This is a genomic window from Paracholeplasma morum (genome assembly GCF_016907055.1).
In the GTDB taxonomy this organism is placed as follows: Bacteria; Bacillota_I; Bacilli_A; order Acholeplasmatales; family UBA5453; genus Paracholeplasma; species Paracholeplasma morum.
This window is the reverse complement of the sequence record NZ_JAFBBG010000004.1, coordinates 54,324-76,558: the sequence shown is the minus strand read 5'-3', so window position 1 is coordinate 76,558 and position 22,235 is coordinate 54,324. Positions and strand designations below refer to the sequence as shown.

At 35.2% G+C, this 22,235-nt stretch carries 21 protein-coding genes; 18 read left to right on the top strand and 3 right to left on the bottom strand.

Annotation, left to right across the window (positions count from 1 at the left end):
- Position 1: 1 nt before the first annotated feature.
- Positions 2-1,270 carry a GTPase ObgE gene (gene obgE, locus JN09_RS03045; protein ID WP_204432523.1) on the top strand — a complete coding sequence of 423 codons (1,269 nt, stop codon included), beginning with the start codon at positions 2-4 and terminating at the stop codon, positions 1,268-1,270.
- A gap of 71 nt (positions 1,271-1,341) precedes the next feature.
- On the top strand, positions 1,342-2,109 hold the full coding sequence (locus tag JN09_RS03040) for an alpha/beta hydrolase (protein ID WP_204432522.1): 768 nt from the start codon (positions 1,342-1,344) through the stop codon (positions 2,107-2,109).
- A 44-nt stretch (positions 2,110-2,153) separates the two neighbouring features.
- Here JN09_RS03040 and JN09_RS03035 read toward each other — a convergent pair whose 3' ends face one another.
- Positions 2,154-5,801, bottom strand: a complete 3,648-nt coding sequence (locus JN09_RS03035) for a coiled-coil domain-containing protein (RefSeq protein ID WP_204432521.1) — start codon at positions 5,799-5,801, stop codon at positions 2,154-2,156.
- Positions 5,802-5,963: 162 nt separating this feature from the next.
- Between JN09_RS03035 and JN09_RS03030 the strand changes: the two genes are divergently transcribed.
- The 4 genes from JN09_RS03030 to queA are packed head-to-tail and all read left to right on the top strand — an operon-like array spanning position 5,964 to position 9,175.
- Positions 5,964-6,557, top strand: coding sequence for a class I SAM-dependent methyltransferase (locus JN09_RS03030; protein ID WP_204432520.1), 594 nt, complete (start codon positions 5,964-5,966; stop codon positions 6,555-6,557).
- Positions 6,558-6,582: 25 nt separating this feature from the next.
- Positions 6,583-7,137, top strand: a complete 555-nt coding sequence (ruvA, locus tag JN09_RS03025; RefSeq protein WP_204432519.1) for a Holliday junction branch migration protein RuvA — start codon at positions 6,583-6,585, stop codon at positions 7,135-7,137.
- Between the two features lie 8 nt (positions 7,138-7,145).
- Positions 7,146-8,156: a Holliday junction branch migration DNA helicase RuvB gene (gene ruvB, locus JN09_RS03020; RefSeq protein ID WP_204432518.1), complete on the top strand. Its 1,011-nt coding sequence runs from the start codon at positions 7,146-7,148 to the stop codon at positions 8,154-8,156.
- Positions 8,156-9,175: a tRNA preQ1(34) S-adenosylmethionine ribosyltransferase-isomerase QueA gene (queA, locus tag JN09_RS03015; RefSeq protein WP_204432512.1), complete on the top strand. Its 1,020-nt coding sequence runs from the start codon at positions 8,156-8,158 to the stop codon at positions 9,173-9,175. The genes ruvB and queA overlap by 1 nt, the downstream gene beginning before the upstream one ends.
- Before the next feature lie 152 nt (positions 9,176-9,327).
- On the opposite strand, the gene JN09_RS03010 is transcribed toward queA, so the two are convergent.
- Positions 9,328-10,146 (bottom strand): undecaprenyl-diphosphate phosphatase, encoded by an 819-nt coding sequence (locus tag JN09_RS03010; protein ID WP_204432511.1) that lies wholly within the window; start codon positions 10,144-10,146, stop codon positions 9,328-9,330.
- Positions 10,147-10,254: 108 nt separating this feature from the next.
- Here JN09_RS03010 and JN09_RS03005 point away from each other — a divergent pair, with 108 nt between their 5' ends.
- The 9 genes from JN09_RS03005 (at position 10,255) to uxaC (ending at position 18,832) form a co-directional block, all read left to right on the top strand.
- On the top strand, positions 10,255-10,623 hold the full coding sequence (locus JN09_RS03005) for a hypothetical protein (RefSeq protein WP_204432510.1): 369 nt from the start codon (positions 10,255-10,257) through the stop codon (positions 10,621-10,623).
- On the top strand, positions 10,623-10,898 hold the full coding sequence (locus tag JN09_RS03000; RefSeq protein ID WP_308699518.1) for a phosphocarrier protein HPr: 276 nt from the start codon (positions 10,623-10,625) through the stop codon (positions 10,896-10,898). The genes JN09_RS03005 and JN09_RS03000 overlap by 1 nt, the downstream gene beginning before the upstream one ends.
- Positions 10,891-11,772 (top strand): DUF368 domain-containing protein, encoded by an 882-nt coding sequence (locus JN09_RS02995; protein WP_204432508.1) that lies wholly within the window; start codon positions 10,891-10,893, stop codon positions 11,770-11,772. Before JN09_RS03000 ends, JN09_RS02995 begins: the two co-directional genes overlap by 8 nt.
- Positions 11,744-12,340: a tRNA (guanosine(46)-N7)-methyltransferase TrmB gene (gene trmB, locus JN09_RS02990; protein ID WP_204432507.1), complete on the top strand. Its 597-nt coding sequence runs from the start codon at positions 11,744-11,746 to the stop codon at positions 12,338-12,340. The genes JN09_RS02995 and trmB overlap by 29 nt, the downstream gene beginning before the upstream one ends.
- Complete coding sequence (locus JN09_RS02985) at positions 12,340-13,398, top strand: M42 family metallopeptidase (RefSeq protein WP_204432504.1); 1,059 nt, start codon at positions 12,340-12,342, stop codon at positions 13,396-13,398. Before trmB ends, JN09_RS02985 begins: the two co-directional genes overlap by 1 nt.
- A gap of 12 nt (positions 13,399-13,410) precedes the next feature.
- Positions 13,411-14,259, top strand: coding sequence for an aldo/keto reductase (locus JN09_RS02980; RefSeq protein WP_204432502.1), 849 nt, complete (start codon positions 13,411-13,413; stop codon positions 14,257-14,259).
- 250 nt (positions 14,260-14,509) lie between these two features.
- Positions 14,510-15,958, top strand: coding sequence for a tagaturonate reductase (locus JN09_RS02975; protein ID WP_204432500.1), 1,449 nt, complete (start codon positions 14,510-14,512; stop codon positions 15,956-15,958).
- Positions 15,945-17,429: a UxaA family hydrolase gene (locus tag JN09_RS02970; protein ID WP_204432498.1), complete on the top strand. Its 1,485-nt coding sequence runs from the start codon at positions 15,945-15,947 to the stop codon at positions 17,427-17,429. Before JN09_RS02975 ends, JN09_RS02970 begins: the two co-directional genes overlap by 14 nt.
- A gap of 11 nt (positions 17,430-17,440) precedes the next feature.
- Positions 17,441-18,832 (top strand): glucuronate isomerase, encoded by a 1,392-nt coding sequence (uxaC, locus tag JN09_RS02965; protein WP_204432496.1) that lies wholly within the window; start codon positions 17,441-17,443, stop codon positions 18,830-18,832.
- 5 nt (positions 18,833-18,837) lie between these two features.
- Here uxaC and JN09_RS02960 read toward each other — a convergent pair whose 3' ends face one another.
- Positions 18,838-19,710, bottom strand: coding sequence for a pectinesterase family protein (locus JN09_RS02960; RefSeq protein ID WP_204432490.1), 873 nt, complete (start codon positions 19,708-19,710; stop codon positions 18,838-18,840).
- 45 nt (positions 19,711-19,755) lie between these two features.
- On the opposite strand from JN09_RS02960, the gene JN09_RS02955 reads away from it, so the two are divergent.
- The 3 genes from JN09_RS02955 to JN09_RS02945 are packed head-to-tail and all read left to right on the top strand — an operon-like array spanning position 19,756 to position 22,228.
- Complete coding sequence (locus tag JN09_RS02955; protein WP_204432489.1) at positions 19,756-20,319, top strand: hypothetical protein; 564 nt, start codon at positions 19,756-19,758, stop codon at positions 20,317-20,319.
- The gene (locus JN09_RS02950; protein ID WP_204432488.1) at positions 20,316-21,353 is read left to right on the top strand and encodes an ABC transporter permease; all 1,038 of its coding nucleotides are present in this window, start codon (positions 20,316-20,318) and stop codon (positions 21,351-21,353) included. The genes JN09_RS02955 and JN09_RS02950 overlap by 4 nt, the downstream gene beginning before the upstream one ends.
- A gap of 11 nt (positions 21,354-21,364) precedes the next feature.
- Positions 21,365-22,228, top strand: a complete 864-nt coding sequence (locus JN09_RS02945; protein ID WP_204432486.1) for a carbohydrate ABC transporter permease — start codon at positions 21,365-21,367, stop codon at positions 22,226-22,228.
- The last annotated feature ends 7 nt before the right edge of the window (positions 22,229-22,235 follow it).

Sequence of the window (22,235 nt, the reverse complement as noted above, 5' to 3'; positions counted from 1 at the left end):
CATGTTTAAAGATGAAGTAAAAATTAAAGTTAAAGGTGGCAAAGGCGGAGATGGCATTGTTGCGTTTAGAAGAGAAAAATATGTAGAATTCGGAGGTCCTGCTGGCGGGTCTGGTGGAGACGGAGGAAACGTATATTTTCAAGCTGAAGAAGGCATGTCAACACTACTAGATTTGTCTTTTAATCGTCATATGTTTGCCAAAGATGGCACTGCTGGTTTAAACAAGTCTCAACATGGGAAAAATGCTGAACACACAATCTTCAAAGTGCCAGTAGGTACCGTTGTATATGATGATGAAACTGGTGAAATGATTGGGGATTTAACCATCCACGGTCAAACCTTATTACTTGCAAAAGGTGGCAAAGGTGGAAGAGGCAATGAAGCATTTGCTACTCACAAAAATCCAGCACCAGAAATATGTGAAAAAGGCGAACTTGGGGAGTCTAAAGAATTAAGAGTTGAACTTAAGATTCTTGCTGACGTTGGATTGGTTGGTTACCCATCTGTTGGAAAATCAACACTGATCAGCCGTGTTTCCAAGGCGAGACCTAAAATCGCTGAATACCATTTTACGACACTTGAACCTAACCTAGGCTTGGTTTATGTCGGACAAAACAAAAGCTTTGTAATGGCCGATTTACCTGGTTTAATCGAGGGTGCGTCACTTGGTGCGGGACTTGGAATTCAGTTCTTGAAACACATCGAAAGATGTCGTGTCATTATCCATGTTGTTGAAATGGATGGGCTAGTTGAAAAAGACCCATATGAAGACTTTATTAAGATCAATAAAGAACTTGAATCTTACAACTTAGATTTATTAAAACGCCCAATGATCATTGCTGCAAGTAAGATGGATTTACCTAATGCATGGGCAAATCTAGAATTGTTCAAAGAAAAAATAGGCAATACCTACGAAATATATCCAATTTCTGCAGTAACTGGCGAAGGTTTGAATGAACTCATTTACCGTTCAATGGAACTTGTAGAAACTACACCTAAATTTGAGGTTCAAGCCATCCACAAGAACTACATTAAGCAAAAAGAAGAAGATTTCTTCAAGATTAATTTAGGTGAAGATGGTGTCTATGAACTGACAGGTGATGGTTTATATCGCTTATTTGCTAAAACGGACTTCACTAAAGAAGAAAACGTCAAGAGATTCTCTAGACAACTTAGAAGTTTTGGTGTAGACGATGCCTTAAGACAAGCAGGCGTCAAGAATGGCGATACTGTAAGAGTCTTTGAATTTGAATTTGAATTTATTGATTAACAAATAATACTGCACTATTCACCTTGTGAATGGTGCTTTTTTTGACTATAATAAGGTTAGGAGATGATTATATGAAACTCAACATAGAAACGAACATTGTCAAAAATGAAAAAATGCGTGTGTTCATCGTTCATGGTATTGCAGAACATTTAGGTAGATATGATGACTTTACATCATTTTTAAACAAGAATGGATACTCCGTCGTTAGATTTGATCTAAGAGGTCATGGTAAGAGCGAAGGCAAGCGTGGATATGTCAAACGCTATGAGGATTTTCTAGACGATTTGGACGGGGTAATAAGAGAACATAAAGGCATTAGAAATGTTTTGCTTGGACACTCCATGGGCGCCTTAATCACCCATCTATACATGCTTAGAGACAATCCGATTGATTATTCAATTACCTCTGCCGGACCAACTTATTTCATCAAGGATGCCTCCTTTTTAAGATTTACCGGTTATAGATACATGGGATTCATAAAAATCAAGAACAACCTTTCTTTTGAGAAATTGAGTCACGTTCGAAAGGTGGAAGAACTCTACATGAGTGATCCACTTGTTTTAAAAAACTATCACATCAACCTAATTGGCGAGATGTTCATTAGAGGCGTCAGATACCTCAATAAACACTACGAAAACAATCAAAAACCGATATTAATGTTGCATGGAACGGAAGATAAGATTGTCCCAGAGGCATTCTCTAAGCGTTTGTTTGATAAACTGACTCAAAAAGATAAAACCTATACTAGATATGAAGGAATGTGGCATGAAATCCTAAACGAAACAGACCATATGAAAGTGTATCAAGACATATTGGCATGGTTAAACGCACGTAGTTAAGACATATTCAATAAAAAACAGGACTATTCTAAATAGACCTGTTTTTAATTTAAGCGATTTTTTAAACTGTGACGTTTAACTTTGTATCTTTGAATCCACACATGATAGCCACTTTGTAATTTAGATAATTTATAAAGCAATTTCAGTTTTCGTGTATTCCGTCTGATATTTCTTTTTTCTATGCGCTCATAACTCTTCAGTAAGTTAGTAGTTTTAGTCTCGTAATCCTGAATAAACATGCTGTTTTGTTTAATAGAACGGTAGGATTTAAGTCTGTTTTCTGCTAATGAATCCATGATGCGTTTACGACCTTGTTTTTCCTTTGTCGCATAAAATTGAATTTTGTTAGAGAATACTGAGTCAGATTGAAGTAAGTCATTATTAATGATGTCGATCTTATCAGTGATTTCTTTAACTTGAGTGTTATAAGTGCTTTCGAGTAATGAAAGTTCTTTTTTGTACGTTAGACCTTGTTCGGTCAATACACTCATTATGTTTAAATCTGTCGCATGCAATAATGAGTTCTTAGACTCAAAAGCACGTTCAATATCTTTCTTACATGCAGCTATTTTTTCATCTATTTGCTTGAGTTTATCGCGGTGATGAGAGGAAAGAAGCTTCATCTGACTGTCCATATGCTTGGTTTGAATCTTCGTAAATGATTTCTTATACTTGTTCAATTCAAGCATTTTGTAGTGTAACTTACTCTGACGTTTCTCTGTGGTAATCCTAATGTTTAATGACGTGAGTCTATAGGAAGTCTCATATTCATGAATAATTCTCTTTTGATCTTTTTGAATGCCTTCATGTTGTCTATCACACAACAAAATACCTTCTTTATGGTGTGAAGATAACGCCTGCTTGGTTTTCAAAAATGAGTTTTGAATATAATGAAACTGTTTTTTAAATATAGCATCGGTCAGTTCTGTTTTAGTCGTTCTATCGAAAACTCTAAAAACGAAATTATAGTGTTTGTTAAAACTACGTTTAACGCTGTTTGATAGTAAAGCAATTTCCTTTATGGCGTCATAGTATATCTTGCCTTCTTTATACTGACTATGCCTTAAATTATTTTCACGAACCGTACGCTTGATTTCCACATGGGCAATCGATGAATTTAGAGGTTTAAAACTTTGGTTAATTTTATGCATCTCACGGTTGTGTTGCTTAATTTGGAAACGTATATGAGAGATGTCAGCACGATTCTTGAGAATCTCTTTACCTAATGATTTAAGTTCTTTCTTTAAGTTTAAGGCTGTTTTTCGATTCTGTTTTGAAAGTGGATGCATTCCAAGGCTTTCAATTTGTTTGTGGATAATAGATTTCGTATGATGGATAGAATCAATGTTATTTTGGATGACAGCAACTTGTTGGTATAGATCAGTTACCGTATTTCTGAGTGCTTTCAGTTGATGTTCTAAATGTGAAATTTCATTTCTATACATTTCAACTTCTAAATCCAGTTCTTCGTTTATGCTTTGTTTCAAAGACATGTATTTGAACACAGTTAACTCATCTATTTTCTCTTGATAATAAGCCGTGATGTCTTTCTCGAGTGATTCAATAATTGAATCTTTGTATTCTAGTTGAGCATTGAAAACCTCAGTTAGGTAACCCAGTGCTTCTGTGAATTCCTCGTTAGAAGAAGTCGTATAAATGTCTCTAAATAGGGTTAAAACGTAATCATGTTCTTGAATGATTGCCATGAGCATTTGGAAATAGATATCGAACAATTTACGTTGTCTTTGAATCTCATTTAAACTTGTATCGATAATGCGTTTGGCTTTTCTAATGCCTGTTTCTCTGGTGTGGTTGATTTTCGCAAGTTCAACAGTGGAGTCGTGGTCGATTAAGGATTTGTTCTCATTTACTTCAAGAATTTGCTGATTGAATTTTTGTCTAAAATCGATCATTTTTTGTTCGATATTTTGACGTTCCTTGACAATCTCGAGCGCATTTAGTAGTCGTGATTCTTGTTTACTGTAGTATAGCTCCTGTTCCTTTTTTCGTTCGTCAATGACCTTTCGGTCACCTGATAATCGGTTTTTCTCGTACTCCATGTTTAAATAAGAAACGACATTGGCTTGTCTTTCGTCGTATTGATTGGACAGGATTTGCACATCTCTATCTTTTCTTAGGGTAAGTTCGTCGATAGTGGATAAAAGAAGTGTTTTCTTCTCGATTAAACTTTGGTTTTGCTTAAAATGGTTATTTTCAAGTGTTCGGTAATTCACTTCTGTATCGTGAATTTCTCTGGCAAGTAAAACCTCAGCTTCATAAGGGTATATCTTTAGAACTTGTTTTTCTTTAAAGATTTGATTTTGTAAAAAAAGTTTTTTTTCTAACAAACGGATTTGACTGATTTTGGATTGATACGTTTTATTGAAAGTGGATTTGTTGTTTTGAATATCACGTTCTTTAAGTTGGGTTCTATTTTTGATGGCCAACTTAAGTTTCGCTTGTTTTTGGATGAAAACACATTCGTTATCTAGAAGGTCTTTTTGATGTTGTTTCTTACGTCTTAAGTTCTGAGCATAGGTCTGCATGATGTGATCTCTAAGCTCTTTTTCCATGTGACGCTTTTCTTTATAGTAGTGACGATTGATTTCGCTTAGAAGCGCTTGATGGTCCATAGAAGAAGTATCTACATTCTTCCTTAACTCATTGGTTCTCGATTCAAGTGCTTTTTGTTGGATTTGGTTTAAATCCTTATAATTGGCAAGTTTGGAGTTGTTAATTGTGATGTCTCTTGAGAATTTTTTGGTAATTGCATCTTTGTTTTGTTCATACTCTTTTTTCAATTGCTCTAGCTTTTCATCGTAAGCAATGAAGTCTTGTTCGAATCTGTCGATGATTTCTCGTTCGTTAGTAACATATAAGGACTTTAGTGTCTCTATCTCCTGGTTGATTGCGTCAATCGATAAGTTGGTTTCGTGTTCGTAAGCGCCCATAATTTGTTGGAAACTCTTTTGAATCTCACGAATCTTTTGGTTGAACTTAACTGTAACACGGTTGAAGATGGTTTTGATTTTGATGGTCGATTCATCGAAGTTATTTTGCTCAACTTGTCTTTCTTTTTGAAGCTTTTTTTGCTCTTGAGACAACTTAAATTGTCTGACTTGCTCTAATGATTTATTCTCGCTGATTTTTGCTTCGAAAGAAAGCTTGATTTCAGCCAGCTTAGATTGTTTTTGATCTTCTATGTCTCCGATAGATTTGTGGTAATTTTTCTTAAGTTTATCGTATTCTAAATCGAGTTCTTGATGACGTTGTCTCATTTCAACTAGAGCTCGATAGATATCAGTATTTGTCTGTTTTAAAGCACTTTGATAGTTTTGTTGAAGTTCTTTAATGGCTTTGTTAGATTCTAATGTTTCGTCTTTGTATACCTTCTTAATCGATTTTAACGACTCAGCATATAGACTTTCTTGACGCTTTAATGATTCTTGATACTGATTATTAATTTGACTTAATTCATTAGAATAATCTCTACCATAACGAATCATGCTGTGTTCATATTGTTTGTTAAGTTCTTTGATTTGTTCAAGGAGATTTTCGACCAAAACACGTGTAGACTTAATTTGATAGCCAGACTCGTTTGTAATGGCGTAGGACGTTAGGACATCATTAAAAAGCGTATCTAAACGCTCTTTTTGGATACTTTCATATGTTTTTGGATGAATTGACGCCAAAAGCCCACCCCTATTCTAAAGGTTATTATAACATAATAACGCCATTTAATGCTAGATAATGAGTTATTTTATAAAGCAAATAACGGAAACAAGTCATTCTATGGTTAGTCTTTATGTTTCTCAAAATGAAATTATGTTATAATGGTTTTGTTAGGTGAAACTATGGAAAAAACGATGAATTTAATTAAGGATAAAGAATCGGGCTTACTCTATAAAGAAGAGACACTTCATTTAAATGAACAGGATGAATACGTTCGTTACCGAAGCCATAATAATGGTTTGGACAATCCCGATTATATGGCCTATCAAAAGCGAATTTATGATGAGTTTATCAGTAGATTTCTCATCGGTGATAATCATTTAGATTTTGGCTGTGGAGAGTTTGCAGCTATGAAAAAAATAACTGAAAAGAACTTAGCAGTTTACGATAAGTATTTTCATAATGATCCTATAGTATTGATGAAACAGTATGATACCATCTGGTTAATCGAAGTTGTCGAACACTTTAAAGATCCCTATGAAGAGTTTGAGCGATTATTCAAGATGTTAAACCATCAAGGACGTTTGATCATTCAAACAGAATTTATCCCTAAGGAAAATCTTGATAATTGGTGGTACTTAAGGGATAAAACGCATTATACTTTTTATGATGATCAATCATTCAAAGTGATATCAAAGAAGATTGGGTTTGAGGTGATTTTTTCAAATCATATCAATCAAATTGTATTAGAAAAGAAAGAAAACTTTAAAAGATAATGATACATATATAGTGAGGTGCACAATGTTTAGTTATATTACGGGTACAGTCGTCGAAATTAATCCAACAAATATCGTATTAGATAATCGAGGTATTGGCTATTTAATTATTACGCCAAACCCTTATGCATACCATTTAAACGATGAAGTGAAAATACACATTCATCACTATGTTAGGGAAGATGCTGAAACGCTTTATGGATTTGAATCAAAAGAAGCTAGAAACTTGTTTATTGACTTAATTAGCGTCTCAGGGATAGGTCCAAAGAGTGGGTTGTCCATACTTGCTTATGGTAAACCAGATGATATCCTTTTTGCCATCGATCAACAAGACGTTAAGTATTTAACTAAGTTTCCTGGGATAGGTCCGAAGAGTGCACAACAAATCATCCTTGATTTACGTGGAAAACTGGAGAAAAAAGCGCTAAAGATCACAAACGTGACGGAATCTGAAGTCAAAGAAGCGCTAATGGCTTTAGGATACTCACAGTCTGAACTTAAGAAGATTCTTCCTAAGATTGATGATACTCTACCAATCGATCAAATGATTAAGCAAGCTTTAATGTTATTAATGAAATAGGTGACTAAATGAAGACAGATGAAAGACTGATAACCAGTCTTGCGGTTAAAGAGGATGAAGACCAGTCTCTAAGACCTCAAAAACTAAGTGAATATATTGGGCAAAAAGACATTAAAGAAATGTTAGATGTATACATCAAAGCTGCCCTAAAACGTAATGAAACTATGGACCATATTTTATTTTATGGGCCTCCTGGACTTGGGAAAACTACACTTGCACAAATCGTAGCCAATGAAATGGGTGTCAACATCAAAGTAACTTCAGGACCAGCCATTGAGAGAAGTGGTGATCTAGCCGCTATTTTGACATCTTTAGAACCAGGAGATGTACTCTTTATCGATGAAATCCATAGACTACCTAGAGTAGTCGAAGAGGTTTTATATTCAGCAATGGAAGATTATGTCATTGATATAGTGATTGGTAAAGATCAACAAACAAGGTCCATAAGAATTGATTTGCCACCATTTACTCTTGTTGGTGCAACCACTAGATTCGGGGACTTATCTGCACCATTGAGAGATCGCTTTGGTGTTGTTTTAAGACTATCGTTTTATACGATAGACGATTTAGCAAAAATCATCAAACGTACTTCAAGTGTATATAAAACAAGCATTTTTGAAGATGCTGTCACTGAACTGGCTAAGCGCTCGCGTGGAACGCCGCGTATCGCTAACCGTTTATTCAGACGTGTAAGGGATTTTGCTGAAATCATTGGAGATGGGGATATTTCTAGAGAAATTACGAATCACGCTCTAGAAAAACTTGGAATTTCCTCAAACGGACTTGATCATACGGATAAACGCTACCTATCAGCCATTATTGATAAATTTGGTGGGGGACCGGTAGGACTTGAATCGCTTGCGGCAACCATCGGTGAAGAAATCACCACCGTTGAAGATGTGTATGAACCCTATCTCTTGCAAGAAGGCTTTATCAAGAGAACTGCTAGAGGTAGAGTAGCTCTACAAAAAAGTTATGATGCACTAGGTAAAAAATACTTAAAAGGATTATTTGAATAATGAAAACAAGCGATTTTGATTTTGATTTACCTGAAAGACTTATTGCTCAACACCCGCTCTTAAAGCGCGATGAGTCACGATTACTAATTGTTGATAGAAAGACTCATGATTTAACACACACAACGTTTAAAAGCATTTTAGACGAACTGACGAGTAATGACGTTTTGGTCGTTAATAATACTAAAGTCATGCCTGCAAGACTCATCGGCCAAAAAGAAGAAACAGATGCTTTGATTGAACTGTTACTACTAGAACAACAAAACGGTCTTTGGGATGCGTTAGTAAAACCTGGAAGAAGGGTTAAAGTAGGCACAATTGTATCATTTGGAAATGGCATATTGAAAGCCAAATGCGTTTTTGAAAAAGAAGAAGGGATTAAGTCCTTCGAGATGATTCATGAAGGCATATTTTATGAGGTATTAGACCAGTTAGGTCAAATGCCATTGCCACCGTATATTCATGAACGACTTGAAGAAAAAGACCGTTACCAAACCGTATATGCTAAAGAAATCGGAAGCGCTGCCGCACCAACAGCTGGACTTCATTTTACGAAAGACTTGCTTTTAAGCATTAAAGCGAAAAACATTCCAATTATTGAAGTGACACTTCATGTTGGTTTAGGGACATTTAGGCCTACCACCGTAGAAAACCTTCAAGACCATCATATGCATGAAGAGGCTTACTCAATAGGAGAAAAAGAAGCAGAAATGCTAAATGATGCGATCAAAATGAACAAGCGTATCGTTGCAGTTGGAACAACCACCGTAAGAACTTTGGAATCCAATTTTAAAGACAACCAATTTCATTCAGGAGCCAGTCGCACAAGCATCTTTATTTATCCTGGATATCAATTTAAAACCATTGGGGCACTGATTACTAATTTCCATCTTCCAAAATCGACTTTGATTATGTTGGTATCTGCTTTTAGCAACCGTGATTTGATCTTAAAAGCCTATAATGAAGCTGTAGAAAATGAGTATCGTTTTTTCTCATTTGGGGATGCAATGTTTATTAAATAATTTACACCACTATTTTAGAAGAATAGTGGCTGTTTTATATATGAAGCGATAACGTTACGAGATTAAAATATTAATAGTCTTTCTTAGAAAACAAAAAAAGGCTATTGAAAGCCTTTTGAATATGTATTTTTAAGCAGGATTTATATCTCCCTTTAGAAAATAAAATGACTAATTAGCGCAAGTATACCTACGGTGCACACGTATATACTAAAATATAGTAAGTGTTTAGTTTTTAGTTTACTCATAACCAAGGTTGCAGTAATATAGGTTGTTATTAATGTAATGCCAAATGCTAAGAAATAGCCAAGATAGTCAATCGATTCATTGGAATCTATTAAGTCAAGAATAGACAGCAGTGAAGTTGGAATAGAAATAATGATATAACATAAGAATGAGAATTTCAGTAAGGACTTTATAGAAATTTTGCGAAACAATCCACCAACAATGGTTGATCCACTTCTAGATACACCTGGAAGAATAGCAACAGATTGAACGAGTCCAATCGCAAGCGCATCTTGATAGGTTATCTCAGTTTTACCATCATCTGATATGCTTTTCTTATATATTGAAAATAAAAGTAATCCAGTTACCATCAAAGCGATTCCGATGCTCAGTAAACTCTTAAATTGATCCATGTAGTCTTTAAATAGAAGACCTGCAATTCCTATTGGTATAATTGCAATCACAAGCTTAACTGTATATTCAAACGACTCTTTATGACTTTGATCTTTCTTGAAGACAAACTTGATATCTCCAATGATTAATGCCCAGATGTCTTTTCTAAAATACACGATCATCGCAATCAATGACGCCATGTTTGTAAACATTTCAAAACCAAGACCAGGGAGTTTTAAACCAAAGATATGTTGGAATAAAACTAGGTGTCCACTGCTAGATACAGGTAAGATTTCTGTAATTCCTTGAATAACACCTAAAGCTAAGTATTTTATTAGTTCGACAATTCTATTCATGTTAACACCTCATTTGAGATTATAACATGATTTTTGAAGTAATGTCTTCATATATTTACTTGTAAAAAAACGTTATTCACTTTATAATCATAATGGAGGGGTGATGCCATGATTTTATCAATTAATATTGATTCAACGATGATCATAAGCATAATACTGATTTGTTCTTTAGTTGTAATTGTAAGTTTAAACCTATACTTACGTCACCAAAAGAAAACAACCAATCATAAAAACGAATTAACGATAGCACATATCTCTTTATTGAAAGAAGCGTTAGGTGTAGAAAAAGGAAACTTAGATTCAATTAAAATTGAACACAATCGTGTTAAGTTTTTAGTTAAAGATGTTAAAAGTACTGACTTAAAACTATTAAAAGGCTTCTCAAAAGAAGGGTTATTTGTAAAAGGTAAAGAAATAACATTAACATTTGAATTTGACCCGAAACAAATTAAAGAAGCATTGGAAAAAGAGGTGTAATAATGGAAAGAACATTTAAAGTAATCGCAGAAAATGGAATTCATGCTAGACCAGCAACAAACCTTGTCACTCAAGCAATGAAATTTAAGAGTGATGTTTGGTTAATTGCAAATAACCGCTCGGTTGACATGAAGTCTATTATGGGTGTAATGTCACTAGGCATTTATAAAGCTGCAACATTTACAATCAGAACCTCAGGTGAAGATGAACAAGAAGCATTAGAAGCAATAACGAATTTACTAATAAAGGACAACCTTGGCGTTATTTATGAATAAAGTTTTCGACATAATCAAGGGGTCATTCATTGGATTAGCAAATGTGATTCCTGGAGTAAGTGGCGGCACAATGGCCGTCATTTTTAAAATATATGATAAGCTAATTTCAGCAATTGCTGATTTTCCTAAACATCCGATTAAAGCGATAAGGGATTTATTTTTCATATTAATAGGTGTAATCTTAGGGGTTGTTATCGGTGTATTTGTGATTTCTTATGGCTATGAAAAAGTGCCATTCATCACTACATTCCTATTTGTAGGGTTCATCATTGGTGGGTTAAAACCAATTTACAAAGAAGTAGAGCACAGGTTTTACAAAATGCCCAATATCATTGGATTTATCATATCGATAGCTGTAATTGTAATACTGCCTTTACTAACATCAAAAGGCGGAATTCAATCGGGGATTCTTTATTATATTATGTTATTTATTGTAGGAATTATTACTGCAGTAACGATGATTATCCCGGGTGTAAGCGGATCAATGGTTCTATTAATAATTGGGTATTACGCCCATGTTTTAGATGTAACAAAGGATTTCTTCAAGGCAATCATTTCATTTGATGTGCCTGCTGTTATTGAGTTAATAGTGCCTGTAGCTTTACTAGGAATTGGTTTCTTAGTTGGTGCAGTTTTATTCTCGAAAGCAACCAAATGGGTAATAATACACCATGCGAATATGTTTTTTGCCATCGTGTTTGGATTGGTTGTATCAAGTCCTTATGCAATCATCTATTTATTAAACGAATCCAACCCAATAATAAAAACCAACCCAATTGAGATAATTGTGGGGTTACCATTAATGATAGGAGCGGCATATCTTGCATATGTCATAATTGTAAAAAGTGAGAACAAAGAAAGTAAAGCAAGCTAAGGAGAGTATTGTTAACTCCCCATTAATCATAAAAGAACCAACCATAATTAAGTCTGATAAACCGATCCATTTAGAAATTGGCTCAGGGAAAGGTAAGTTTATCACTGAACTTGCGGATATCCATAGAGAGTTCTACTATGTTGCGATGGAAAGAGACTTAAATGTGTGCTATAGAATCCTTGAGAAACAAGAAGTTTTACAGCTTCCTAATTTAGCAATCATTCCTATAGATGCAAAAGATTTGTTATTATTTTTTGAACCAAAATCGGTATCAAAAATCTATTTGAACTTTTCTGATCCATGGCCAAAGGCTAGACATCATAAAAGACGTCTTACAGCCAAGAGCTTTTTGGAAATTTACGAACAAATCTTGGTAGAAAAAGGTGAACTGGAAGTAAGAACGGATCATGAATCGCTATTTACGGATTCACTTGAATATCTAAAAGAGTCAAACTTTGAGTTGATTTGGCAGCATAATAATGCCCCTGTCAGAGAAGCTATTTCAGAATATGAAATGAAAAAACGCGCCAATGGCCCAATATATGGGTTTATCGCAAGGAGGAAATAATGTTAAATCCAATTTATGAAAAACTAATGTCCGCAAGTGGTATTTCTGCTTATGAACATTCTGTATTTAAAATCATGTATGAAGAAATGAAGAAATACCCTTCATTTGAAATCGAAACTGATAACTTAGGTAGTATTTTTGGGATCAAACGTTCAAAAAATCCTAATGCCAAGACTGTGATGTTTGCTGGTCATATGGATGAAGTAGGATTAATGGTTTCCCAAATATTCGATAATGGTGCGATTAAAGTCATCCCTATTGGTGGACTAGTGCCGGAAGTGTTTATTTCTCAACAATTATTTATTGAGACTAAAAACGGTAGAGTCCCAGGCATAATCGGATCAATTCCACCACATTTATCGAAGAGTCAGTCTGTTTCATTTGATGACCTTGTGTTAGACATTGGAGCAAACTCAAAAGAGGTTGTTGCAAACGCAGGTGTTAATGTTGGCGATATGGTCTTATCCAATAACGTATTTTCATATAATTATGATCAAACCAAAGTAATGTCAAAAGCAGTAGACAACCGTTGGGGTTGTGGCATGGCACTAGAACTCATAAGAGATTACGCTGATATTGAACTCGATTTTCATTTAATCATTGGGGCAACCGTTCAAGAAGAAGTGGGACTGAGAGGTGCAGGAACCGCTGTGTTTAAGTTTAAACCTGATATGTTTATCGCCATGGATGCCTCTCCGCTTAACGACTTACTAGATTCCAAATCATCCGGTAAAATGGGTGATGGGTTCTTGATTCGTTTATTTGATCCGAGAAACATCATGGGTCCAAAATTATTCAATTATTTCAAAGAAGTTGCTGCTAATAATCAAATCAAACATCAAGTATATATTGCAAAAGGTGGCACTGATGCTGCTAGAGCATTAGATTCTAACGATGGGATTATTGCAACAACAATTGGTCTTCCAGCCAGATATATCCATTCAACCGTTGCGATGTTTGATTTAAGAGACCATCAAGCAGCTTTTCTAATGGCACGAGCTTTAATTAATAATCTTACAAATGAACAAATAGCATATTTTCAAAATCCAGTATTATAAAGGAGGATTACGATGTACTCAAGAAAACTATCAAATGGAGTAGAAATGCCAATCCTTGGAATTGGAACATTCAAAGTAGGCGATGGACCTGAAGCGTATGATACGGTTCTAGAAGCATTAAGCATTGGGTATAGACATATCGATACCGCTCAACTCTATGGAAATGAAGAATCTGTCGGGAGAGCCATTAAGGATTCTAATATCCCAAGAGAAGAATTATTTATTACAACTAAACTCTCTGCAACCAAATTAGGCTATCAAGAAGCGATTGATGAACTAGATATTTCATTACAGAAATTAGGACTAGATTATGTAGATTTATATCTAATCCACTGGCCAAGTCCATCAGATGCTTTAAACCAACAAACTTGGAAAGGCATGGAAGTTTGTTACAAGAATAAAAAAGCTAGAGCAATCGGTGTTTCAAACTTTAAGATTCATCACCTTGAATCGGTTCTAAAGATTGCCAGCATTTATCCTATGGCAAATCAAGTCGAATTACATCCTGGTTTATATCAATTACCATTACAAAACTATCTTAATCAAAAAAACATCGCTTTGATTTCTTATGGCCCTTTTATGAAAGGTGAAGTCTTTGATATAAATGGCCCATTCTTTAAGCCTTTATCAGAAATAGCATCAAAATATAACGCAACAGTAGCGCAGATTATTATTAGTTGGGGACTTGCAAGAAACATCTTTATGATCCCAAAATCTGTAACGCCTAAACGCATAAAAGAGAATTTTATGAGCCTAAATATCACTCTAGATAAAACGGATATTGAAGCAATTAATGCCTTAAATAGAGGTAGAAGAGTCTATACAGACCCTGATAATAACTCATTTGTAAAACAGTTCTAAACGCACATTTTGTGCGTTTTTTTATTAATAAACCGTCTATAAATTTAGACTTCTATAGAAAAACCCATTTATAAACACTCACTTATCGACAGTTTAAAATCAAAAAACCAATCAAAACTAAAACGTTTACATAAAAATCCATGAAACCGTTGACACACTAAAAATTATTTGTTACAATTAAGTGTAATTAAACGGTGTTCGCATATACAAACGGCTAACGCAGATATCAATTAGTATGTTGGAGGTACTCATGAATAGACTGTCTAGAGCGATTAAACCTTTCCCAAAGAGACCCATTAAAGTGGTACAGTTTGGTGAGGGTAATTTCTTACGTGCATTTGTAGACCCTTTCATTCAAACAATCAATGAAAAAGGTCTTTTCGATGGTAATGTGGCTGTGATTCAGCCGATGCCATTTGGTAGAGTTAAAGAATTAGAACAACAAGATGGTCTTTATACGTTGATCTTAGAAGGATTGGAAAACGGTAAAGTTGTCCATGAATCTAAGATTGTAGATGTTATTAGTGCATTCATCGATCCTTATCAAGAATATAAAGCGTTCTTGGAATTGGCAACAAGCACTGACATCACGACCGTCATTTCAAATACAACCGAAGCTGGAATTGCCTATTTAAATGAAGAAGTCAACTTCACAGCTACCCCAGTTTCATTCCCAGGAAAACTATTGGCTTTCCTACGCATGCGTTTTGAAACATTCGCGGGCGATATGGGCAAGGGACTAGATATCATTGCATGTGAACTCATCGATGATAATGGTCAAACCTTAAAACGTGTATTGATTGAATTAGCAAGAAGCAATCAAATGAGCGAAACATTCATTCATTGGATGACAACTGCCAATAGATTTTACAATACCTTGGTAGATAGAATTGTTCCTGGTTATCCAAAAGAAGATGCAGCTAAACTAGAAGTAGAATGGGGGTATTTAGACCATTCAATCGTTAAGGGTGAAATATTCCATCTTTGGGTTATTGAAGGTGAAAAAGGATTAAATGAACGCTTACCATTTGATGCTGCAGGACTCAATGTCTATTTCGTGGATTACTTAAAACCATATAAAGAACGTAAAGTTAAAATACTAAACGGCTCTCATACAGCAATGGTTCCAGTCGCTTACTTAGCTGGCATCGACACAGTAAAAGAATCCGTTAATGATCCTTTAGTTGGTAAATTCATTAGAAACTACATTTGGGATGAAATCATACCAACCATTGATTTACCTAAAGCTGACATGGACTTATTTGCAAATGCAGTCTTGGAAAGATACTTAAACCCATTTGTTCGTCATGAACTAATGAGCATTGCACTTAACTCAATGAGTAAGTATAAATCAAGAATCTTGCCAAGTGTTTTAGAACGTCTTTCTACAAAAGCGTTTCCTAAATTGGCTCTATTCAGCTTAGCAGCTTTAATCGTCTTCTATAAAGGCGAAAGAGGCAATGAAAAAATTAACCTTAAAGATGACCAACATTTCCTAGACTTATATCAATCTCTATGGGCAACCAATGATTCCGATTATGTCGTAAAAGAAATTCTTGGATTATCACACTGGGAAACAGCACGTTTGATTTCTGAAGATGTATTAACTTATGTACAAAAACAAGTTAAATCTATTTTAGAAAATAACATGGAAGTGGCTTTAACAAAACTTTTGGAGGATACGGATGGACAACACTAAGTTTTTGATCATTAACCCAGATGATAATGTCATGATCGCACTAGTAGAATTAAAAGCTGGTGAGGTTGTGAATGGTGTCACATTATTAAACGATGTCATCAAAGGGCATAAGATTGCTTTAAAAGACATTGAACCGAATGAAGATATCGTCAAATATGGTTTTCCAATCGGTCATGCGACAACGAAAATTTTAAAAGGCTCACACGTACACACTCATAACGTTTCTACGAACTTGAACGATGTACTTGATTATACCTATGAACCTCAATTTGAATCTTATGAAGTTAAACCGAAAAACAGAGATGTTTATGTTTATAAGAGAAAAAATGGAGAAATCGGAATTAGAAATGAACTTTGGATTGTTCCAACAGTAGGTTGTATCGTTGGACAAACAAGACAATTAGCAGATTTGTTCATGCGCGAAGTTAATCCAGGTCCTGAGTTTGATGGCATTCACGTATTTGGACACCAATTTGGGTGTTCACAAATGGGTGATGACCATGAGAATACAAAGGAAACCCTTCAAAACATCTCCAAACATCCAAACGCTGGAGCCGTATTGGTTCTAGGATTAGGTTGTGAAAACAATCAAGTTAAAGAGTTTAGAGAATCTTATGGTTCTTATGACCCTGAGAGAGTTAAATTCCTTGTTATGCAAGAAGTTGAAGATGAATTAGAAGTTGGACTTGATGCATTAAAAGAACTCTATGAAGCAATGAAGAATGATAAACGCACAAAAGCTGATGTCTCTGAACTTAGAATTGGTTTGAAATGCGGTGGATCAGATGGATTGAGTGGTATTACTGCAAACCCATTACTTGGTAAATTATCAGATTACATCACGCATTACGGTGGAACAACTGTGTTAACTGAAGTTCCTGAAATGTTTGGTGCCGAAAAGATTTTAATGCGCAGAGCTAAAAACCAAGAAGTGTTTGAAAAGACAGTTCACTTGATCAATGATTTCAAAGATTACTATAAATCTAATAATCAAGTCATTTATGACAACCCATCTCCAGGAAATAAAAACGGTGGAATCACAACATTAGAGGATAAATCTCTTGGTTGTACACAAAAAGCTGGGTTATCAGTGGTTTGCGATGTATTAGGTCAAACTGATCGTCTTAAGACAAAAGGTTTAAACTTAATCAGCGCCCCAGGTAATGACCTTGTATCTGTTACAACACTTGGAATGAGCGGCTGTCAATTAGTACTATTCTCGACTGGACGAGGAACACCATTTGGTGGATTTATTCCAACGATTAAAGTATCAACAAACACTGAAATATATAAGAAAAAACCAAACTGGATCGATTTCAACGCTGGCAGTTTAACTGAAGGTGTTGATATGGAAGCCTTGTTAGAATCATTTATTGACTTCATAGTTGAAGTTGTAAATGGGAAAAAGACCCGTAATGAAATCAATAACTTTAGAGAAATTGGTATATTCAAAACTGGCGTCATCCTATAAGGAGTAATTATATGAAACCATTTATGGATAAAGATTTCTTGTTACAAAATGAAGTAGCAAAAACCTTATATCACACTTATGCAGCAAAAATGCCAATCATTGACTATCATTGTCATTTAAATCCAAAAGAAATTTATGAAAACAAACCTTTTGAGAATTTAAGTAAAGTTTGGCTTGGTGGCGATCACTACAAATGGCGCTTAATGCGTGCGAATGGCGTGAGTGAAGAGTTCGTTACTGGATCAAAACCTGATTTTGATAAGTTTATGAAATATGCGGAAGTGATGCCATATTTAGTTGGCAACCCACTGTTTCATTGGTCCCACTTGGAACTTCAACGTTTCTTTGGGATTAACAAACTCTTAACACCAAAAACTGCCTTAGAGATTTATCAAGAAGCAAACTTAAAACTAAAAGAGTTAACCCCTAAAAAATTCATTGAAATGAGCAATGTCAAAGTTGTTTGTACAACAGATGATCCAGTGGATGATCTAGCTTGGCACGTAAAGTTAAAAGCTGAAAACAACCCATTTAAGGTATTACCTGCGTTTAGACCTGATAAGGCGATCAATATCGAATTATCATGGTTTAACTCTTGGATTGAGCAATTAGCTCAAACAGTTCTGTTTTCAATTAATGAATTGACAGATTTGGAAAATGCCTTAGAACAACGTATGGACTATTTTGCGCAACATGGATGTAAATTATCTGACCATGGTCTAGATTCAATATATTATCGTCCATTTACAAAAGAAGACATCGAAGTGATATTTAAACGTGCTAGAAGCGGTATTCAATTATCACAAGATGAAATCGAAAAGTATAAAGGTTATATGTTGATTTTCTTAGGGAAAAACTATCATAAACGTGGATGGGTTCAACAATATCATATTGGTGCACTTAGAAACAATTCAAAACGTATGTTAGAAAAACTGGGACCAGATACAGGATATGATGCAATCAATGATGATTTAATTGCGAAACCTTTATCACACATCTTAGATGCACTAGATAGCAATGATGAACTTCCAAAAACAATCATCTACGCGTTAAATCCAAGAGATCACGATGTGGTTGTTACACTAATGCAAGCTTTCCAAGATGGAAAAACACCTGGTAAACTTCAATGTGGTTCAGCTTGGTGGTTCAATGACACCATTGATGGCATGAGCAAGCAAATTGATGCATTAGCTAATAACGGATTACTTTCAAGATTTGTTGGAATGTTAACAGATTCAAGAAGCTTCTTAAGCTATCCTAGACATGAGTACTTTAGACGATTATTATGTAATAAAATCGGCTCATTGGTTGAAGATGGATTATTCCCTTATGACCTAGAAGTGCTTGGTAGAATTGTCGAAGACATTAGCTACAATAACGCTAATAAATACTTCGGTATGTAAAAAAATTATCGCTTGTTAGCGATAATCTCTAAAATTGAATTTAACATTGCTTCGGGCAATGGTTTAGAATGAATGGATGAAACATAAGGCGTTTCATAGAAGTGATAGAAAGGTTTTGACCAATCATCAAATCGGTTTTGATCAATACTTGATCGGAACTTAGAATGGATGAAAATCGAAGAACCACCACTTCTCCAAGGTCTTCCTAGGATGACTTTGAAATCCCCTTTTGATTGAAATATACAGTCATTAAATACCAGCCCGAACGATGATTTGGGATGTGTAGATGGTGCTGTAATATATCCGTTACCATTCGAAATGATCGTACAGTTGTCAAAGAAAGCATCGCTTGAACCAAAAATGAAATCAATATCACCTTCGATGGTTGAACGGAATACAAAGTGTTTAAGAGGTCGTAATGAAAGCTCTTCTTTGGCCAAAATGTGAGTATATCGTTTGCATAAATCTTCTGGAAGCGGACCGAAGAAAACCGTATCCTGAGTGGATTTAAGCACACAGTTATCAATTACCGTGTTATCACCATAGGATGAAAGCGCTATCGCTTGACCGATTTTCTCACCCTTGCCACTGGTGTTGAGAATGGTTAGATTTCTCAAGGTAATTGAGTCGCCTAATACTAAGACAGTTTGAGTTCTAAAAGTGTTCATTAATAGGCCATCTTGATGGAACTTAAGTGCATGGTCATCGTGAGTGATGATTGCATCGTGTGATTCACCTTCAATAATCATGTTTGGATGTCTTAAGGTTAGTTTTTGATAGTAGAAGCCATCAGCTAAGTATAGATGAATGGTTTCAGATAATGGAATTTGATCTAATAAGTTTTGAATGTTGTCATTTGGTGTAACAGAAAGTTTCATATAAATGTCCTCGTTTCAAACCTATTATATAAAGGAGCGGTTGGTTTGACAATAGCTAAGTACCGAAAACTAGATATCTTAGTTTGGAGCATCCTCTGTGTGCTCATCGATCTGATTGGTTTTTTTGCCAGTCAAAAAGAGTTAATATTCTTCTATGTCACCTTATCGACTCCAATCCTATTGATTGTTTACATAAGATGGGGGAAATGGGGGTTAATCCCAACTGCCGCAGTGGCTGTATTGCACACGATATTATTTAAGAATTTCGAGTTTTTACCGATGATATTGTATATCACTTCGATATTTGGATTAACATTATCAATGATTTGGTTTAAAATCACCCGAAGAAATTACATTAGGGATGAACCTTTATTAATTATCTTATACTTTATCACAGGGTATATCGGATTATTTGGGTTTCAGATACTCTCGCAATTTATACTGTTTGACAAAGTAGAGTGGAGTATTATGGCGACCAGACATGCGCTAAATATAGTATTAGGTCTAGTTGTATTAATGATTGCTAGACGACAAGAAGATTTTTTGGTAGATATGGAAAAATATCTGCTTAAGCAAATTAAAGAAAGACAACAAGAGGGACAAGTATGAGAGCAAATCGAGACGTACAATTGATGAGTCATGATGAGTTGAAACACGAATTATTACTCGAGGAACTTGAAAGAAAGAAATGGCATCGCTATTGGCAGGCAATTAAAAAAGACTGGCCACTATATGCAATGTTAGTTCCAGTGCTCATTTATTTCTTCATATTTAGGTACATGCCTATTTATGGGATAATGGCGGCTTTTAAGAACCAAACTGACTTAACACTAAGCGTAGGCGAAGCGCCATTCTCTGGGTTTTATGCATTTAGATCACTAATTGCTGGGGATTACGCTAAAGAATTCTGGCAAGCTTTTAGAAATACATTCGCGATTTCTATGTATGGGCTAATCTTTGGATTCCCAGTTCCAATCATTCTTGCATTGTTCTTCTCAGAAATTAAGAGTGATTTATACCGTAGTATTACACAAATTTTAACGTATCTACCTAAGTTTATATCAACAGTCGTTATCACTTCAATCATTACATTAATGTTATTTGAAGGTAACGAACCACACCAATCTGCTGGTATTCTAACGACACTCTTTCAAAATCTCGGGTTAGTTAAAGAAGGTACACGTATCATGCGTGAGCCACAATACTTTAGATCCATTTACATCATTTCTGGTATTTGGGAAGGCGCAGGTTATGGTTCTATCGTATACTTCGCAGCGATTATGGCAATTAGCCCAACTAACTATGAAGCCGCTCGTATCGATGGTGCGAATAAGTTAGCACAAATTCGTTATGTTACATTACCAGGTATGGCACCAACATTAACCATAATGTTAATTCTAAGAATAGGTGAAATTTTATCAGTTGGATATGAAAAAGTGTTATTGCTATATGACACAACAACTTATTCAACGGCTGACGTTATTTCAACATTCGTTACAAGAATTGGTGGGTTGATGGGTGGAGCTACCGTATCACTTAATACTGCAGCATCCGCCGATTTATTTAACTCAATTATCGCGATGTTCTTAGTACTTGGTGCTAACTTCATCTCAAGACGTGTTTCTGATACGTCATTGTTCTAAGGAGAATAACTATGCAAAGATTAGACAAAACCGAATTAATATTTAAAGTCATTGCTTATACGTTAGTCACCTTATTTGCAATTGCTGCACTATATCCGTTCATCTACACCGTTTCAGCCGCATTATCTAGTAAACATGCATTTGAACACGGATTAGTCGTCTTATTTCCAGTAGAGTTTCAATTGACTGCCTTGACAGCAGTAATGTCCGATAAAGGATTTTGGATTGCTTATACAAATACGCTATTCTACACATTCTTCGGAACATTATTCTCAATGGCAATGTCTATTATGGCAGCTTATGCACTGTCTAAACAACGATTGGTATTTAGAAGTCAAATCAACTTCCTAATCGTATTCACTATGTGGTTTAGCGCTGGAATGATTCCAACATTCTTAAACTATAAGATGTTCGGAGTTGATTTCAGATGGGGAATCATTTGGGGATTCGGCGTTCAAGCCTTTAACGTTATCCTGTTAAGAAACTACTTTAGTGGCGTTTCAAAGGAAATTGAAGAAGCAGCAATCGTTGATGGTGCGAATGAATTCCAAGTTTTATTCAACGTATACTTACCAATGTCAAAGAGTGCACTTGCAACCGTAACGTTATTCTATGCGTTATCCCGTTGGAACGGTTATTTCTGGAACATGATTCTAGTTAACTGGAATACTGAACATCCACTTCAAGTATTCTTAAGAAGATATTTAACTGAGTATTTAATGGATGAAAACGCATCTATCACTCAGTTACCATATTCACCATATTCATATATGTATGCAATGATTGTTATGTCCATTATCCCGATCATCATTGTCTATCCTTATCTGCAGAAGTATTTTGCAAAAGGTGTCAATGTCGGTGGGGTTAAAGAATAGGAAAGAG

Coding starts and splice junctions, on each gene's coding strand:
- obgE (WP_204432523.1), top strand. CDS start 2: ATGTTTAAAGATGAAGTAAAAATTAAAGTTAAAGGTGGCAAAGGCGGA.
- JN09_RS03040 (WP_204432522.1), top strand. CDS start 1,342: ATGAAACTCAACATAGAAACGAACATTGTCAAAAATGAAAAAATGCGT.
- JN09_RS03030 (WP_204432520.1), top strand. CDS start 5,964: ATGGAAAAAACGATGAATTTAATTAAGGATAAAGAATCGGGCTTACTC.
- ruvA (WP_204432519.1), top strand. CDS start 6,583: ATGTTTAGTTATATTACGGGTACAGTCGTCGAAATTAATCCAACAAAT.
- ruvB (WP_204432518.1), top strand. CDS start 7,146: ATGAAGACAGATGAAAGACTGATAACCAGTCTTGCGGTTAAAGAGGAT.
- queA (WP_204432512.1), top strand. CDS start 8,156: ATGAAAACAAGCGATTTTGATTTTGATTTACCTGAAAGACTTATTGCT.
- JN09_RS03010 (WP_204432511.1), bottom strand. CDS start 10,146: ATGAATAGAATTGTCGAACTAATAAAATACTTAGCTTTAGGTGTTATT.
- JN09_RS03005 (WP_204432510.1), top strand. CDS start 10,255: ATGATTTTATCAATTAATATTGATTCAACGATGATCATAAGCATAATA.
- JN09_RS02995 (WP_204432508.1), top strand. CDS start 10,891: ATGAATAAAGTTTTCGACATAATCAAGGGGTCATTCATTGGATTAGCA.
- JN09_RS02985 (WP_204432504.1), top strand. CDS start 12,340: ATGTTAAATCCAATTTATGAAAAACTAATGTCCGCAAGTGGTATTTCT.
- JN09_RS02980 (WP_204432502.1), top strand. CDS start 13,411: ATGTACTCAAGAAAACTATCAAATGGAGTAGAAATGCCAATCCTTGGA.
- JN09_RS02975 (WP_204432500.1), top strand. CDS start 14,510: ATGAATAGACTGTCTAGAGCGATTAAACCTTTCCCAAAGAGACCCATT.
- JN09_RS02970 (WP_204432498.1), top strand. CDS start 15,945: ATGGACAACACTAAGTTTTTGATCATTAACCCAGATGATAATGTCATG.
- uxaC (WP_204432496.1), top strand. CDS start 17,441: ATGAAACCATTTATGGATAAAGATTTCTTGTTACAAAATGAAGTAGCA.
- JN09_RS02960 (WP_204432490.1), bottom strand. CDS start 19,710: ATGAAACTTTCTGTTACACCAAATGACAACATTCAAAACTTATTAGAT.
- JN09_RS02950 (WP_204432488.1), top strand. CDS start 20,316: ATGAGAGCAAATCGAGACGTACAATTGATGAGTCATGATGAGTTGAAA.
- JN09_RS02945 (WP_204432486.1), top strand. CDS start 21,365: ATGCAAAGATTAGACAAAACCGAATTAATATTTAAAGTCATTGCTTAT.